The following is a 16,572-nucleotide window of genomic DNA, read 5'->3' on the forward strand; positions in this document are numbered from 1 at the left end:
CTTTATTACGTCAGTGTTTTTCCCTACTGATTATTAGAGGATCGCCGTATTCTTAATCTGAAACTGAGCTAAATGATGACATTATGTTGCGGTTGCCTTGCATTACAGCGTCAAAGTATTAATCCTCAATGGGTATTACACCTGCTATGCAGATACTCATCATGAAAGGAGAAACACATGAAGGCTGCTGTTGTCACTCAGGATCATCAGGTTAATGTTACAGAGAAAACCTTACGCGCGCTTAAACATGGTGAAGCGCTGCTGAAGATGGAGTGCTGTGGCGTGTGCCATACCGATCTCCATGTTAAGAATGGCGATTTTGGCGACAAAACCGGGGTGATCCTCGGCCACGAAGGGATTGGTATCGTCAAAGAGATTGGTCCTGGCGTCACGTCGCTAAAAGTAGGCGACCGTGCAAGCGTGGCGTGGTTCTTTGAAGGCTGTGGCCACTGTGAATATTGTAATACCGGCAACGAAACGCTGTGCCGTGACGTGAAAAACGCGGGTTACTCCGTTGACGGCGGCATGGCGGAAGAGTGCATCGTAACCGCGGATTACGCGGTTAAAGTCCCGGACGGGCTGGACTCCGCGGCGGCCAGCAGCATCACCTGCGCCGGGGTCACCACCTACAAAGCGGTAAAAGTCTCTGACATCAAACCCGGCCAGTGGATTGCGATCTATGGTCTGGGCGGTCTGGGCAACCTCGCGCTGCAATACGCCAAAAATGTCTTCAATGCGAAGGTTATCGCCATTGACGTGAATGACGAGCAGCTGAAGCTCGCTGCCAGCATGGGCGCAGACTTAACCGTGAACTCTCGCAGTGAAGATGCGGCAAAAGTGATTCAGGAGAAAACCGGCGGTGCGCATGCGGCGGTGGTGACGGCAGTAGCGAAAGCGGCCTTCAACTCTGCCGTTGACGCAGTTCGCGCCGGAGGCCGCGTGGTGGCTGTTGGCCTGCCGCCGGAAGCGATGAGCCTGGATATTCCACGTCTGGTCCTGGATGGGATTCAGGTGGTGGGCTCTCTGGTGGGTACCCGTCAGGATCTGCTCGAAGCCTTCCAGTTTGCGGCTGAAGGTAAGGTGGTTCCGAAAGTCACGATGCGCCCATTGGAAGATATCAACGCTATCTTTAAAGAGATGGAACAGGGCCAGATCCGTGGCCGTATGGTGATTGATTTACGTTCTTAACCGCGGCGGCCGGGTAGCGGCTTTGCCCTGCCCGGCTTTTCACGTGGACGAACGGCGATCGGAAATCCACTCCTGAACCTCGATCTGGAATGTGTCAGGCGCTTTTCGATACATCTTCCGCGCCAGATCCAGGATGGTATGGCGCCCTAACTCCTCTTCCATCCGCTGCTGCGCGCTATCCATGACCGAGCGCACCCCACACGGGCCGTCACAGACCCAGGCAGGTGGCGTTTCATCAAACACCGCCAGGCGCTGACGCACTTCCCGACACTCAAACATATTCTTCTCGCCGTCGATGGCGTGCGCCACGTCCAGCACGCTGATTAGCTCGGCCGGACGCGCCAGCCGGAAGCCTCCCCCTTTGCCTTCGGTGCTGATAACCAGCCCCGCGCGTGATAAACGGGTGAAGATTTTTCCAAGATAGTCGTAGGGCACGCCCTGCAAGGCCGCCATCTCCCGGACGCTCATCTCACGTTCATTGCCTTTTGCATCCACCATACACATCAGGCTATGAATGCCATATTCCACACCAGAACTGTAAAACGCCATGGCTCACTCCGGGTCATTGTTCGCTGCATTATAACGATTTTTAACTCAGAAAGAAGTTGTCGTAGTTAACTCCGACAAGTATAGTGGCAGTTATGTCAGACATACAGCCTGACGCACTAAAGGATCGAGTATGAAAAAGCAGATTTTAATTGTGGGTAGTGGGTTTTCCGGTATGTGGGCTGCGGTCAGCGCCGCGCGCCTTTCTGCTCTGGAGGGTAACAATAGCCTCAGCATTGCCGTGCTGGCCCCTGTTGCGGAGCTACGCGTTCGCCCACGCTTTTATGAAGAGAACGTGTCGATGATGGTCGCACCTCTGACCGAACTGTTTGCTGAGCTGGGCATTACCTTTATTGCGGGCGAAGCACAACGTATTGATACCTCGTCTAAAACCGTTTTATATCGCGATTCAAACGGCGCGATTGCTGAAGTCGCCTGGGAACGTCTGATCCTCGCAACCGGTAGCCAGACTAAACGCCCCCCAATTGCCGGTCTGGCTGAATACGCCTTTGATATCGACCAACTCGACTCCGCCAGGTTATTCGAGCAACATCTTGATTCGCTGGTTTCGCGCCCCTCCACCCCGGAGCGTAATACCGTGGTCGTGTGTGGCGGCGGCTTTACCGGCATCGAGCTGGCAACGGAACTCCCTGCCCGGCTCCGCACTCGCTTCGGCGCCAATACAAAGACTAAAGTAATCGTAGTTGAAAGGGGTGCAACCATTGGCGGGCGTTACAGCGAGGCGCTGAGAAACACCATTGAAGAAGCAAGCAGCGCGCTGGGCGTTGAATGGCGTTTAAACAGTGAAGTTGAAGCCATCGATGCCAGCGGCGTAACGCTGAAAAACGGAGAACGCATTGCCAGCGCCACTGTAGTGTGGACGGCAGGGGTAGAAGCTAACCCCCTCAGCCTGCAAATTGACGGGGAACGCGACACTCAGGGACGCCTTATCGTCACCGACACATTGCAGGTTCCTGCGCATCCGGAGGTTTACGCGACGGGTGATATGGCGCATGCCAAAACGGACGATGTGGGCAACACGGCGCTGATGACCTGCCAGCACGCGATCCAGTTGGGGAAATTCGCCGGACACAACGCGGCGGCCAGCCTGTTAAATGTGGAGCCGTACCCTTACCGTCAGGTGAACTACGTTACCTGTCTGGATTTGGGTAGCTGGGGCGCGGTATACACCGAGGGCTGGGACCAGCGCATTAAATCCGTGCGCGAGGAAGGCAAAAAGATCAAAGTTGCCATCACCAACGAACTGATTTACCCGCCAGCAGCAGACAAAGCGGTTGCTTTTGCCGCCGCTGACCCGCTGGCGAAATTCGTGTAGTCCACTCCAGCACCCGCGACCAGCGGGCAACATGTGGAATCAGGCCAGCGCTCCTGCGTTGGCCTGACGCTTTTTGGCACATAAATAACCATACATCAACAGAGAGGTCATCGCTGAGAAGGATAAGATCGCTGCCGGCAGCGTGACATAACTCCAGCTAAAGCCGAGCGTAATCATCATTCCACCGAAATACGCGCCAATTGCGCTGCCGAGGTTAAACGCCATTTGTCCGCCTGCGGCCCCCAGCATCTCGCCGCCTTTCGCATTTTGCAGCAGCAGTATTTGCAGCGGCGCAGAGAGCGCAAACAGCCCGGCGCAGCACACGAATCCCATTACCAGTGAAGCTGTTTTAAGCTCGCCAAAGGCGAACAACGCCAGCAGCGAAGCCACAATCACCAGGTCGGTGGTGGCAGCAATGCGCAGCGGGCTAAAGCGCGACGACAGCTTGCCGCTGAAGACATTTCCCAGCACCATGCCCAGCCCCATCAGCATCATGATCGCGGTCATCACGCCCTCGGAAAAGCCTGACACGTTGACCATAAACGGCTTCACGAAGCTAAACCAGGCAAACACCCCGGCATTGCCAAACATCGTAGCGGCAAAAATCAACCACGGTTCCGGTTTCTTCAGGAAATGGAATTGTTCTGTCAGCCGGGTGGTTGTCGTGTCGTGAATGTCTGGCACCCACAGCAGAACAGACAGGATCACCAGCGCGTCAAAGACCGCAATCAAAAAGAAGGTGTAACGCCAGTTAAATTCATGTCCCAGCCACGTCCCGAGTGGCACGCCAAGCAGGTTGGCAACGGTCATCCCGGCAATCATCCCGGCCACAGCGACCGTCACTTTACCCGGCGGTGCGATTTTTGACAGGATTATCGCCCCCACACCGAAAATCGCGCCATGCGGAAAACCAGAGATTAAGCGCCCCGCCGCCAGCCCCACGTAGGAGTCAGAGAAGGTAAAGAGTGTGTTACCAACGACGCACATCGCCACCAGAAACAGCAGCGTTGTTTTCAGCGAAAATTTGCTGGAGAACAGCGCCACAATCGGCGCGCCGATCACCACGCCAAAAGCGTAAAACGAAATCATATTTCCGGCAGAGGGAATTGAAATGCCCGTATCATGGGCCAGTTCTGTCAGCACGCCCATGATGCCAAATTCAGCCATCCCCAGGCCAAAGGTAGCCAGTGCTAACGAAAAAATTGTCTTTTTCATACCGCGACCACTGTTAAAAAATACGCAGCGTGCATTATTGATTAAACTTGTATGGTGAACCAGTTCAAATCAGCTTTCTGACACATTAATCCATTCATTCAGGCCGATTACACGCTTAGTACGGCCTCGATCCCGCGACCGGACCCATAGGGAGACCCGCCATGGTCAGTAAGAAGAAAACCCGTGTTGTTGATGATGTCGTTAAAAACGCGCCGCTCAAAACCAAAACGTACGAGCAAGAGCTGCGCCGCCTCCATGTTGAACTGGTTAAGCTCCAGCAATGGGTGGTCGCCAAAGGGTTAAAAGTCTGTATTGTTTTTGAAGGGCGAGACGGCGCCGGTAAAGGCGGCGTCATCAAAGCCATCACCGAACGCGTCAGCCCCCGGGTGTTTCGCGTTGTTGCGTTACCGGCCCCCACCGATAAAGAGAAAAGTCAGCTCTATTTTCAGCGTTACGTTCCTCATCTGCCCTCTGCCGGGGAAATCGTTATTTTTGACCGCAGCTGGTACAACCGCGCGGGGGTGGAAAAAGTAATGGGTTTCTGTACTGAAGAGCAGACCGAAAAATTTCTTGATGGAACGCCGGTAATGGAAAAAGCGATGGTCGATGCCGGGATCATATTGTTGAAATACTGGCTTGAAGTAACGCCAAAAGAGCAGGAACGCCGCCTGCGCGATCGCATTAATGATGGTCGCAAGATCTGGAAGCTGTCTCCAATGGACATAAAATCTTTTAATCTGTGGGATGAATATACCCTCGCCCGTGACGCGATGTTTAAAGCGACCGACACCGCCTGGGCGCCGTGGTTTGTGGCGCGCTCAGAAGATAAAAAACGGGTGCGGCTGAATATTATTTCGCATCTGCTTTCACAGATCCCCTATAAAGAAATTCACGTAGACAAAGTGGATTTACCGAAACGCAAGATCGGCAAAGTGAAGCCTACAAAATATCCCTTCCGGTATATTGCAGAGCGATTTTGATACGGGGAAGCAGGCCAGCACAAGCGCAGCGCCGCCGGACAATGCCGACGGCGCAAGGTTTACTTCAACCCTTCCGAACTCTCTTTTTGCGCTTCAAGACGCTCAACGTCCCGGTACCAGCGCGGATGGTGTTTTTGCGCCCAGCGGCGGCTCACCTTCCCTTCAATCATGCCTTTAATCGATCCTTTCACCCAGAAGGCCATATACATATGGATCAGAATGGCGTGGATCAGAATAATGGCCGAGGTCGCGTGGATCAGCAGCGCATAACGCACTACCTGAATCGGGAAATAGTGCGCAAAATACGGACGCCAGATGATGACCCCGGTCACCAGCAGCACAAAAATCATGCTCATGATGGTCCAGAACATCATCTTCTGCCCGGCGTTGTATTTCCCCACCTTCGCGACTTTATGCTCGTTGCCTTTCAGAACCTCAACAATCCCTTTTAGCCACGGAATATCCTGCTTGTCAGGGATGTTGTGATGAACAAAACGCACGAACATAAACATCAGCACCACGAAAATCAGCACGCCGAAGAACGGATGCAGAATGCGCCCCATCTGCGGTGTCCCGAAGGTTTCCGTGAGCCACTGTAGCGTCGGGAAGAAGAACGATATGCCGGATACCGCCACCAGGAAGAAGCAGATGACTACCGTCCAGTGACAGGCGCGATCGACAAATTTTGTGCGCACTATCATTTTCGACTTACTCATGATGCTCCTCCTCGTCGTCATCCACCTCTTTATTCGGCCCGATACCGATGTAGTGATAAATCAGCCCGGCAAAGGTGGCGATAAAGCCCGCCGCTGAAAGCGGTTTAAGCGCCCCTTTCCACAGGTTGATTGATGTATCGATCGCCGGATCTTTCGGCAGATTATGATACAGCTCCGGCTGGTCATTGTGGTGCAGAACATACATGACGTGCGTGCCGCCCACGCCCTGCGGGTTATAAATCCCGGCCTTGTCATAGCCGCGCGCTTTGAGCTTATCCACCCGCTGCTGCGCCACTTCCAGCATCTCTTTTTTGGTGCCGAAGTGGATCGCCCCGGTAGGACAGGTCTTCACGCAGGCAGGCTCCTGGCCGACGCTGACGCGATCGACGCACAGGGTGCATTTATAGACCCGGTTATCCTCTTTATTGAGACGCGGGATATTAAACGGACAACCCGCAATACAGTAACCGCAGCCGATGCAGTTATCCTGCTGGAAGTCGACGATCCCGTTGGCGTACTGAATGATTGCCCCGGCAGACGGGCATGCCTTCAGGCAGCCCGGATCTTCACAGTGCATACAGCCGTCTTTACGGATCAGCCACTCCAGCTTGCCGTTCTGGTCGGTTTCGCTAAAGCGCATCACCGTCCAGGACTTGGCGCTCAGATCAGCAGGATTGTCATAGACCCCTACGCAGTGCCCCACCTCGTCGCGGATATCGTTCCACTCCGAGCAGGCCACCTGGCAGGCCTTACAGCCCACGCAGGAAGAGACATCGATCAGCTTGGCGACTTCTGCCTTGTAGTCCCGCGCACGAGGCGCGGGCGTTATCGGGTTGGTCGCGGAGCGTTTAATAATGTCTTGTGTTTCCATCGCCATTTAATCGCTCCTTACGCTTTCTCGATGTTGACCAGAAACGCTTTATACTCCGGCGTTTGCGAGTTGGAATCGCCGACGTTTGGCGTCAGGGTATTGGCGATGTAGCCTTTCTGCGCTACCCCTTCAAAGCCCCAGTGCAGTGGTATGCCCACCGTTTCCACCTGCTGGCCGTGCACGTTCAGCGTTTGCAGACGACGGGTGACCACCGCCACCGCGCGAATAAAGCCGCGCTTGCTGCTGACCTTCACGCGATCGCCATTGGCAATGCCTTTCGCCTTCGCCAGGGTTTCGCTTATCTCCACAAACTGTTCCGGCTGCGCGATGGCGTTAAGCCGCGCGTGCTTGGTCCAGGTATGGAAATGCTCGGTCAGGCGGTAAGTAGTGCCGACATACGGGAACTTGTCTTTTTTACCTAAACGCAGCACGTCGTCTTCGTAGATGCGTACCACCGGGCTTGACACCACGTTCGGGTGCAACGGGTTAGTGCCGAGCGGCGTTTCCATCGGCTCGTAGTGTTCAGGGAACGGCCCTTCCGCCAGTTTGTCGATAGCAAACAGACGTCCCAGCCCTTCCGGCTGCATGATAAACGGCCCGGTGTTGCTACCCGGCGCGGCGGTGTTGAAGTCCGGGATATCGTTCCCCGTCCACTTCGTGCCGTTCCACTCGATCAGCATGCGTTTCGGATCCCACGGCTTACCGTTCACGTCTGCGGAGGCACGGTTGTACAGTACGCGGCGGTTTAACGGCCACGCCCATGCCCAGCCCAGGGTGTTACCCAGGCCTGACGGATCGGCGTTATCGCGGTTGGCCATCTGGTTACCCTGCTCAGTCCAGCTGCCGGTGTAGATCCAGCAGGACGAGGCGGTGGTACCGTCGTCACGCAACAGCGCGAAGCTATCGAGCAACTGGCCTTTCTTCGCCACCAGATTGCCGTTGGCATCGTACAGGTCGGCCAGCGCCACACCGTTGTTCTCTTTTGCCACCTCTTCGGACTCAGGATGATCCGGCTGCTTGTAGTTCCAGCTCATCTTCAGCAGCGGCTCAGCGCCTTTGCCGCCTTCTGTGCGGTACATCTCGCGCAGACGATGGTAAATCCCGGCCAGAATTTCGCCGTCATTACGCGCTTCACCCGGCGCATCCTGACCTTTCCAGTGCCACTGTAGCCAGCGGCCAGAGTTGGCAATAGAACCGTCCTCTTCCGCAAAGCAGGTCGATGGCAGGCGGAACACCTCCGTCTGAATGGATGCCGGATCGACATCGTTTGATTCACCGTGGTTCTGCCAGAACGTAGACGTTTCGGTGACCAGCGGATCGATAACCACCATGTACTTCAGCTTGCTCAGGCTGCGAACGACTTTGTTTTTATCCGGGAATGACGCCACCGGGTTAAAGCCCTGGCAGATATACCCCGTGACGTCGCCCTTATCCATCATGTTGAAATACTTGATGACATCGTAAGCCTGGTCCCATTTCGGCAACCACTCAAAGCCCCAGTCATTCTCTTTCTGCGCCGCGTCGCCGTAGAACGATTTCATCAGACTGACGGCAAACTTCGGATAGTTACTCCAGTAGTTCACCTGGTCCGGACGCGTCGCTTTTGGCGTGTTGGCGTCAAGCCAGCTTTGCCAGTCGGTCTGCTTCTCGGACGGCAGGGTCAGGTAACCCGGCAGGCTGGTCGACAGCAGGCCGAGGTCGGTTAAGCCCTGAATGTTAGAGTGCCCGCGCAGGGCGTTCACGCCGCCACCGGCCATCCCCATGTTGCCGAGCAGCAGCTGGATCATCGCCATGGTGCGAATGTTCTGCGCGCCCACGGTATGCTGCGTCCAGCCCAGCGCGTACAGGAAAGTAGTGGTTCTGTCGGCGGCACTGGTGGAGGCCAGCACTTCACACACTTTCAGGAAGTCCGCTTTCGGCGTACCGCAGATGTTTTCCACCACGTCCGGCGTATAGCGGGAAACGTGCTGTTTCAGCAAGTTCCACACGCAGCGCGAATCGCTCAGGGTCTCATCGCGTTTCGCGTAGCCGTTTTCGTCGAACTGATAGTTCCAGGATGATTTATCGTACTGACGTTTCTCGGCGTCATAGCCGCTGAACAGACCATCTTCGAAAGCGAAATCTTCCCGCACCAGCAGGCTGGCATTGGTGTAATGCTTAACGTATTCCGCGTTAATCTTATTGTTTTCGATCAGGTACAACAGTACGCCGGAAAGGAACGTAATATCCGTACCGGAGCGGATCGGCGCATAGATATCAGCCACCGATGCCGTACGCGTAAAGCGTGGATCGACGACAATCAGCGTCGCATCGTTGTTGTTTTTCGCTTCCATCGCCCAGCGGAACCCCACCGGATGGGCTTCAGCGGCGTTACCGCCCATAACCACCACGACGTTTGCGTTTTTGATATCAACCCAGTGGTTGGTCATCGCACCGCGACCAAATGTTGGAGCAAGACTTGCTACCGTTGGTCCGTGTCAGACGCGCGCCTGGTTATCAACCGCCAGCATGCCGAGGGAGCGCACAAATTTTTGCGTCAGCATGCCGGTCTCATTACTTGCCGCAGAGGCACACAGCATCCCGGTGGAGGTCCAGCGGTTTACCGTGATGCCCTGCTCGTTCTTCTCAATAAAATTGGCGTCGCGATCCGCTTTCATCAGTTTTGCAATTCGGGAGAAAGCGTCGTCCCAGGAGATACGCTGCCATTTGTCAGACCCCGGCGCACGATATTCCGGGTAGCGCAGACGGTTTTCACTGTGGACGTAGTCCAGCAGCCCCGCCCCTTTCGGGCAAAGCGCCCCGCGGCTCACCGGATGGTCCGGGTCCCCTTCAATATGATAAATCGCTTCTTTGGCGTTCTTCGCGCCATCACCCAGGCTATACATTAATAGCCCACAACCCACGGAGCAGTATGTGCAGGTGTTACGGATCTCTTTCGCGCGCAGCAGTTTATAGTTGCGTGCCTGAGCCAGCGCCATTTTGGGAGCGAATCCCAGCATCGCGGCTGTTGTTCCGGCCATACCGCCCGCGCAGATTTTAAAAAATTGTCTGCGGCTGACGTCCATTGTTGTCCTCGTTATCTGATAAGACTTCGCGCGGCAAACTAACAGCAAAGCCCCTTTTTTTATTGCGTCAAATCAAGGTCGCTATACTTAGCCCCCCAAATAGTCACCGCTGGTACGATTTGCTACTCTTTTCGGGGTATCTCCCCCGTAGAAAATTCGCCAGGTGTAGCGGATAGATGCTATAAGTTTTCCCTTTGATTTTTTGAAGACTGGCAGGGTAATGGACAGAAAAAGAGCAACGCTGACAGGCCTGGCGGCCATATTGCTGTGGAGCACCATGGTGGGTCTCATCCGCAGCGTCAGTGAAGGACTGGGCCCGGTGGGCGGCGCGGCGATGATTTACACCGTCAGCGGGCTGCTGTGTTTGGTAACGGCGGGTTTTCCCGATCTTCGGCGTTTTTCCAGGCGCTATCTTCTTGCGGGCAGCATCCTGTTTGTCAGCTATGAGATGTGCCTGGCCCTGTCGCTGGGATATGCCGCGACGCGCTCACAGGCGATTGAAGTCGGTATGGTCAATTATCTGTGGCCAAGCCTGACGATTGCCTTCGCGATTTTGTTCAACGGGCAAAAATCCACCCTGTGGGTCATCCCTGGGCTTCTCATCTCGCTGTTGGGGGTGTGCTGGGTTTTAGGTGGCGAAAACGGTCTGCAACTGAATGACATCATGCAGAACGTCGTTTCAAGTCCGCTGAGTTATGGGCTGGCGTTTGCTGGCGCTTTTATCTGGGCCGCCTACTGCACCGTCACCAGCAAGTATGCCAAAGGGCAAAATGGCATTACCCTTTTCGTCCTGCTGACCGCCCTGAGCCTGTGGGTCAAATATGCCGTCAGCGATCAGCCCGAAATGGTGTTCAGCGTCCCGGTTGTGGTGAAGCTATTGATGTGTGGGGTTGCGCTTGGCTTTGGCTACGCCGCCTGGAATATCGGTATTCTTCACGGTAACGTCACGGTGCTTGCGGCTGTCTCTTATTTCACGCCCGTTCTTTCCGCCGCGCTGGCGGCTATTGTGCTGAGCTCTCCGCTTTCATTCTCATTCTGGCAAGGGGCATTAATGGTGTGCGCCGGATCGTTACTGTGCTGGTATGCCACCCGCAAATAGTATTTTTATTTTTTGCCGGGTACCCAATATGCCCGGCACAAAATTAACAATTTTTTAATATGTGATCACACCCTCGAATATAATTAGTAACATTCGAGACAACTAAAATTTCTGTATAGAATGCCCACAGATAGCCAGAGCCGTTGTGGAAGTTGACATAAACTGACAACACAGGTAATTAGTTCAGCGCCAATATTACCCCGCTATATAGCACAAAGTGCAATAGTTTATTTCTGAACATTTCACTTAGAAAACAGACATTGGCTCACCGAAAAATTCATAATCCGCTGTTTTACAAGATGTTATCGCGCCCCACACGTTGATACTCTCTGTCAAATTCCTTTAATTCCCCCGAAAAACTAAAACGTCCGACAATTATTTACAGCCATATTATCGTGCTTTGTTAATAATCAATTTATGTCTATATATTAACCTGATTGAGCGATTTAAGGGTAATTTACCCGATCAGGATCACACTAATTGAAATTATCTTTAATATTTTGAAACTTATTATTGAAAGCAGTCTACGGAATTTTAAAAATAGTCTGCCATTGACGATAAGCCTCGTTTAAAAATCGCTCAGATGGCTTAGGAAATACCTAAATAAAATTATAAGAATTATTTAAGATGAAACTTAAATTAGTTGCAGTGGCAGTGACTTCCATGTTGGCAGCTGGTGTTGTTAACGCGGCTGAAGTTTTTAACAAAGACGGTAACAAACTGGATCTGTACGGCAAAGTTACTGGTCTGCACTATTTTTCTGATGATGCTGGTAGCGACGGCGACAAAACGTATGTTCGTCTGGGCTTCAAAGGTGAAACTCAGATCAACGATCAGCTGACCGGATACGGCCAGTGGGAATATGAGTTCAAGGGCAATCGCTCCGAAGCTCAGGGTTCCGACGGCAACAAACCCCGTCTGGCCTACGCTGGTCTGAAATTCGATGAATTCGGTTCCTTCGACTACGGTCGTAACTACGGTGTGGCTTATGACATCGGCGCGTGGACTGACGTTCTGCCAGAGTTCGGTGGCGATACCTGGACGCAGACTGATGGCTTCATGACCGGCCGTACCACTGGCGTTGCAACCTACCGTAACACCGACTTCTTTGGTCTGGTTGACGGCCTGAACGTGGCTGCTCAGTACCAGGGTAAAAACGACCGTTCAGAGATCACCGAATCCAACGGTGACGGCTGGGGTCTGTCTTCTACCTATGAATTCGACGGCTTTGGTGTGGGTGCGACCTACGCGAAATCTGACCGTACTGACCGTCAGGTTCGTGCTGCAAGCAACCTGAACGCCGGTGGCGAAAACGCAGAAGTCTGGGCTGCTGGCCTGAAGTACGATGCGAACAACATCTACCTGGCAACCACCTACTCTGAAACCCGCAACATGACGGCGTTCGGTAACGGTCACGTTGCCAACAAAGCGCAGAACTTCGAAGTTGTGGCGCAGTACCAGTTCGACTTCGGTCTGCGTCCATCCATCGCTTACCTGAAATCCAAAGGTAAAGACATCGGTTCTTATGGCGACCAGGATCTGGTTGAATACGTTGACGTTGGCGCGAGCTACTACTTCAACAAAAACATGTCCACCTACGTTGATTACAAAATCAACCTCGTGGATGACAGCCAGTTCACCAAAGATGCCAAAGTGGCTACCGACAACATCGTGGCTGTAGGTCTGACCTACCAGTTCTAAGATCTGTTAGTTCAAAAGGCCAGCCCTCCCGGCTGGCCTTTTTTATTACTGCTGCCCTCCGACCTTCGCCAGACTAAACCAGATCCCGACCGCCAGAATCAGCAGCATGCCTCCCGCACTGCCCAGGGCCACGCTGTGCGAGGTGATGAACGCAGTTTTCGCCGCCGTCATCACCGGCTCGGCCAGTGACGGCGTCAGCTCCTGCGCCACCTTCATCGCTTCACCGATGGACGACGAGGCTTTATCGGTCAGCGACGCGCTCAGCCCCTGCGGCAGTACAATAGACGCCGAAAAGCTGCGGGTTAACAGCAAACCGAAAATGGCGATCCCCAGACCAGCGCCCAGCTCGTAGGACATGGTTTCGATCGCGCCTGCGGCGGCCGCTTTCTCTTTCGGCGCGGCAGCCATGATCGCTGACGTCGATGCCAGCAGTGCGCTGGCGGCACTGAAGCCCAACAGCACCATCAGGCTCCACGCCTGCCACTGTTGGGTGCTGAAATCAAGCATCGACAGGCCGATAAAACTGACTGCGCTTAGCCCCATGCCTCCGGCCGCGACAATGCGCAGCCCCAGACGCCCGACCAGCACACCCGCGATCGGCCCGCTAAATCCGCTCGCCACCATCACCGGCAGCATAAATATCCCTGCTTCAAACGGCGTAAAACCATGCACAAACTGCAACTCCTGCGCCATCAGCAGTTCAAAGCCCACCAGCGCAATCATGGCGGTCATCGCCATGACCACGCCGCTTAAAATAATGCGATGGCAAAACAGACGCATGTCGATCATCGGTACGCGCGCGCGCAGCTGGATACGGACGAAGATAAACAGCATCACCGCCCCGGTAAGCAGCGTAATGGTCACCATCCACGGCGACAGCACCCCTTTCAAGGCGGTTTTGGCGCTATAGACCAGCAGTAAAATCGCCACAATTAGCATAATGGCATGGCTGATATTGAGCGGCTGCTCGGGCCGCCCCTGCTGAGCAGGCACAAAGCGCGCAGCAAGCGAAACCACCATCAGCACGATCGGCACATTAATCAGGAAGACCGAACCCCAGTAAAAGTGCTCCAGCAGCATGCCGCCAATCAGCGGGCCAAACGCCGCGCCGCCCGACCCAACGGCAGCCCAGACGCCGAGGGCGATATTACGGTGCCGCGCATCAATAAACAGCGTGCGGATCCCTGCAAGCGTAGCCGGAATAATCATCGCCGCGCCTATCGCCAGCGACGCGCGGGCGGCAATCAGCCAGCCCGCGGACGGCGCAAAAGCCGCCGCTAACGATGACAGGCCAAACAGCACGCTGCCGATCATCAGCAGGCGCTTAAAACCTATGCGATCGCCCAGCGCGCCCATCGGCAGCACCATCCCCGCCATCACCAGCGAGTAAATATCAATAATCCACAGCAATTCGTTGCCGCTGGCACCCAGCGTCATGCTCAATGTTGGTGCCGCCACGTGCAGCACCGTCGCGTCAATCGCCACCGGGATATATACCAGCACGATAATCACTAACGCTAACCACTGACGAAACATAAATTTCCTTTTCAGTTAAAAACTGGACACATGTCCAGATTGCGATCCTACGTAAAGTTGAACACTTGTCCAGCTCTTTGTTACACTCGTTTCGTTGCCATTGAGAGTGAGAAATTATGCGTTATCTGAGCAAGGACGAGCGGCGGGAAGAGATCCTCCAGGCCGCGATGCGCGTGGCGCTGACCGAAGGATTCGCTGCAATGACCGTGCGCCGCATCGCCACCGAAGCGGGCGTCGCCACCGGGCAGTTGCATCACCACTTTGCGTCGGCGGGCGAGCTTAAGTCGCTGGCGTTTGTCCGGCTAATCCGCGATTTGCTGGATGCTGAAATCGTTGGCGAAAACGCTGGCTGGCGCGAGCGCCTGCATGCCATGCTCGGCAGCGATGACGGCGGGTTTGAGCCCTACATTCGGCTGTGGCGAGAGGCGCAAATTCTCGCCAGCCGGGATAGCGATATTAAAGGCGCCTACGTTTTGACTATGGAGATGTGGCACCAGGAAACGGTTGCGATTATCAGGGCCGGGGCGGAGGCCAACGCCTTTACGCTTGCTGACCAGCCGGAAAATATCGCCTGGCGTTTAATTGGTCTGGTATGTGGCCTTGATGGCATATACGTATTAAATATGCCTGAAATGGACGACGCGGCCTTTAATAAGCATCTGGATAAACTTATCTCCCTCGAATTGTTTTAATACTCCCATCGGGGTATTAATTTCCGCAAAAAGTTACAATTAGTAACACATAAAGCGAACCCTGATTCCCATTCCAAACTCAGGGATTCGCTTTTTTATCTATCCTTTCAGATGTATCCCATAACATCCAATAATTCCTACAAGCTATCGACAGTTATCTTTCTGTTTTTATTTAATTTTTTCTCTCCACTTGGGTAAGCAAGAGGGTGATATGTCACATCAAAGCGAGAAGAGTAACCAGCATCTGTTGAGTAACTGGAAACCGGAAAATGCGCAATTTTGGGAGAATAAAGGGAAACATATCGCACGAAGAAACCTGTGGATTTCCGTGGCGTGTTTGCTTCTCGCGTTTTGTGTCTGGATGTTGTTTAGCGCTATTGCGGTAAACCTTAATAAGGTCGGATTTAATTTCAGCACCGATCAGCTTTTTATGCTAACGGCATTACCTTCTCTCTCCGGCGCGATATTGCGTGTCCCCTACTCTTTTATGGTGCCGATATTTGGCGGGCGTTACTGGACCGTGTTAAGCACCGTTATCCTGGTCGTACCCTGTGTCTGGCTTGGGATCGCCATCCAGAATACCGCCACGCCTTACTGGGTCTTTATCATCATCGCACTGCTGTGCGGTTTTGCCGGCGCCAACTTCGCTTCCAGCATGGGAAACATCAGTTTCTTCTTCCCGAAAGCCAGACAGGGCAGCGCGCTGGGCATTAACGGCGGGCTGGGTAACCTGGGTGTGAGCGTGATGCAGCTGGTTGCGCCGCTGGTGATTTTCCTGCCGATGTTTACCTTTCTCGGCGTTCATGGCGTCCCCCAGGAGGATGGCTCGACGATGTGGCTGGCGAACGCGGCGTGGATCTGGGCGCCGCTGCTGATTCTGGCCACCCTTGCGGCGTTTTTTGGCATGAACGACATCGCCAGCTCGAAAGCATCCATTGCCAGCCAGCTTCCGGTACTTAAGCGCTTTCACCTTTGGCTGCTGAGCCTGCTTTATCTGGCAACCTTCGGCTCGTTTATCGGTTTCTCGGCAGGCTTTGCCATGCTGTCGAAAACCCAGTTTCCGGACGTAAATATCCTCCACCTCGCCTTCTTTGGTCCGCTGATTGGCGCCCTGGCGCGTTCGGCTGGCGGGATGATTTCAGACAGGCTGGGCGGCGTACGGGTGACGCTGATCAACTTCGTCTTTATGGCCATCTTTAGCGCCCTGATTTTCCTGACACTCCCCGGGTCTGGTTCAGGCAGTTTTATCGCCTTCTATCTGGTCTTTATGGGTCTGTTTCTGACCGCAGGCCTGGGCAGCGGCTCGACCTTCCAGATGATCGCGATTATCTTTCGCCAAATCACCCTCGACCGCGTAAAAAAACAGGGCGGGAGCGACGAACAGGCACAGCATGAAGCGGTGACCGAAACGGCTGCCGCGCTGGGCTTTATCTCTGCCATCGGTGCGGTAGGCGGGTTCTTTATTCCCAAAGCCTTTGGCACATCCCTGGCGATGACCGGATCCCCGGTGGGCGCCATGAAAGTCTTCCTCGTGTTTTACATCGTCTGCGTGCTCGTCACCTGGCTGGTGTACGGCCGCAAATCCTCACAAAAATAATAACTACATCTTCGCCGGAGCGTGATGCCT

At 54.2% G+C, this 16,572-nt stretch carries 13 protein-coding genes; 7 read left to right on the plus strand and 6 right to left on the minus strand.

Annotation, left to right across the window (positions count from 1 at the left end):
- The first annotated feature begins 177 nt into the window (after positions 1-177).
- Positions 178-1,188 carry an alcohol dehydrogenase AdhP gene (adhP, locus tag ACOTXD_RS16195; protein WP_023314184.1) on the plus strand — a complete coding sequence of 337 codons (1,011 nt, stop codon included), beginning with the start codon at positions 178-180 and terminating at the stop codon, positions 1,186-1,188.
- A 39-nt stretch (positions 1,189-1,227) separates the two neighbouring features.
- Here adhP and ACOTXD_RS16200 read toward each other — a convergent pair whose 3' ends face one another.
- A complete protein-coding gene (locus tag ACOTXD_RS16200; RefSeq protein WP_015570482.1) occupies positions 1,228-1,737 on the minus strand; it encodes an RrF2 family transcriptional regulator in 510 nt (169 codons plus the stop codon).
- 130 nt (positions 1,738-1,867) lie between these two features.
- Between ACOTXD_RS16200 and ACOTXD_RS16205 the strand changes: the two genes are divergently transcribed.
- The gene (locus ACOTXD_RS16205; protein WP_126501230.1) at positions 1,868-3,070 is read left to right on the plus strand and encodes an NAD(P)/FAD-dependent oxidoreductase; all 1,203 of its coding nucleotides are present in this window, start codon (positions 1,868-1,870) and stop codon (positions 3,068-3,070) included.
- Between the two features lie 39 nt (positions 3,071-3,109).
- Here ACOTXD_RS16205 and araJ read toward each other — a convergent pair whose 3' ends face one another.
- Positions 3,110-4,285, minus strand: a complete 1,176-nt coding sequence (gene araJ / locus ACOTXD_RS16210) for an MFS transporter AraJ (RefSeq protein ID WP_003857053.1) — start codon at positions 4,283-4,285, stop codon at positions 3,110-3,112.
- Between the two features lie 161 nt (positions 4,286-4,446).
- On the opposite strand from araJ, the gene ppk2 reads away from it, so the two are divergent.
- Entirely contained in the window at positions 4,447-5,265 is an 819-nt protein-coding gene (gene ppk2 / locus ACOTXD_RS16215) for a polyphosphate kinase 2 (protein WP_023314186.1), read from the plus strand.
- Between the two features lie 59 nt (positions 5,266-5,324).
- On the opposite strand, the gene fdnI is transcribed toward ppk2, so the two are convergent.
- The 3 genes from fdnI to fdnG are packed head-to-tail and all read right to left on the minus strand — an operon-like array spanning position 5,325 to position 9,917.
- Positions 5,325-5,981 carry a formate dehydrogenase-N subunit gamma gene (fdnI, locus tag ACOTXD_RS16220; protein WP_003857050.1) on the minus strand — a complete coding sequence of 219 codons (657 nt, stop codon included), beginning with the start codon at positions 5,979-5,981 and terminating at the stop codon, positions 5,325-5,327.
- Positions 5,974-6,858, minus strand: a complete 885-nt coding sequence (gene fdxH, locus ACOTXD_RS16225) for a formate dehydrogenase subunit beta (protein ID WP_003857048.1) — start codon at positions 6,856-6,858, stop codon at positions 5,974-5,976. Before fdxH ends, fdnI begins: the two co-directional genes overlap by 8 nt.
- A gap of 11 nt (positions 6,859-6,869) precedes the next feature.
- Complete coding sequence (gene fdnG, locus ACOTXD_RS16230) at positions 6,870-9,917, minus strand: formate dehydrogenase-N subunit alpha (RefSeq protein WP_126501232.1); 3,048 nt, start codon at positions 9,915-9,917, stop codon at positions 6,870-6,872.
- A gap of 220 nt (positions 9,918-10,137) precedes the next feature.
- On the opposite strand from fdnG, the gene yddG reads away from it, so the two are divergent.
- Both yddG and ompC read left to right on the plus strand, forming a co-directional pair.
- The gene (gene yddG, locus ACOTXD_RS16235) at positions 10,138-11,016 is read left to right on the plus strand and encodes an aromatic amino acid DMT transporter YddG (RefSeq protein ID WP_045346229.1); all 879 of its coding nucleotides are present in this window, start codon (positions 10,138-10,140) and stop codon (positions 11,014-11,016) included.
- Between the two features lie 627 nt (positions 11,017-11,643).
- Positions 11,644-12,717, plus strand: a complete 1,074-nt coding sequence (gene ompC, locus ACOTXD_RS16240; protein WP_421766463.1) for a porin OmpC — start codon at positions 11,644-11,646, stop codon at positions 12,715-12,717.
- Between the two features lie 45 nt (positions 12,718-12,762).
- Here the strand turns inward: ompC and ACOTXD_RS16245 are convergent, their stop codons facing one another.
- Positions 12,763-14,253 (minus strand): MFS transporter, encoded by a 1,491-nt coding sequence (locus ACOTXD_RS16245; protein ID WP_003857038.1) that lies wholly within the window; start codon positions 14,251-14,253, stop codon positions 12,763-12,765.
- 116 nt (positions 14,254-14,369) lie between these two features.
- Here ACOTXD_RS16245 and ACOTXD_RS16250 point away from each other — a divergent pair, with 116 nt between their 5' ends.
- Positions 14,370-14,945: a TetR family transcriptional regulator gene (locus ACOTXD_RS16250; RefSeq protein ID WP_003857036.1), complete on the plus strand. Its 576-nt coding sequence runs from the start codon at positions 14,370-14,372 to the stop codon at positions 14,943-14,945.
- A gap of 211 nt (positions 14,946-15,156) precedes the next feature.
- Entirely contained in the window at positions 15,157-16,542 is a 1,386-nt protein-coding gene (locus ACOTXD_RS16255) for a NarK family nitrate/nitrite MFS transporter (RefSeq protein WP_003857034.1), read from the plus strand.
- Positions 16,543-16,572: the final 30 nt, after the last annotated feature.

Origin of the sequence: Enterobacter cloacae complex sp. CDL013, assembly GCF_049238805.1 — a bacterium.
In the GTDB taxonomy this organism is placed as follows: domain Bacteria; phylum Pseudomonadota; class Gammaproteobacteria; order Enterobacterales; family Enterobacteriaceae; genus Enterobacter; species Enterobacter hormaechei_C.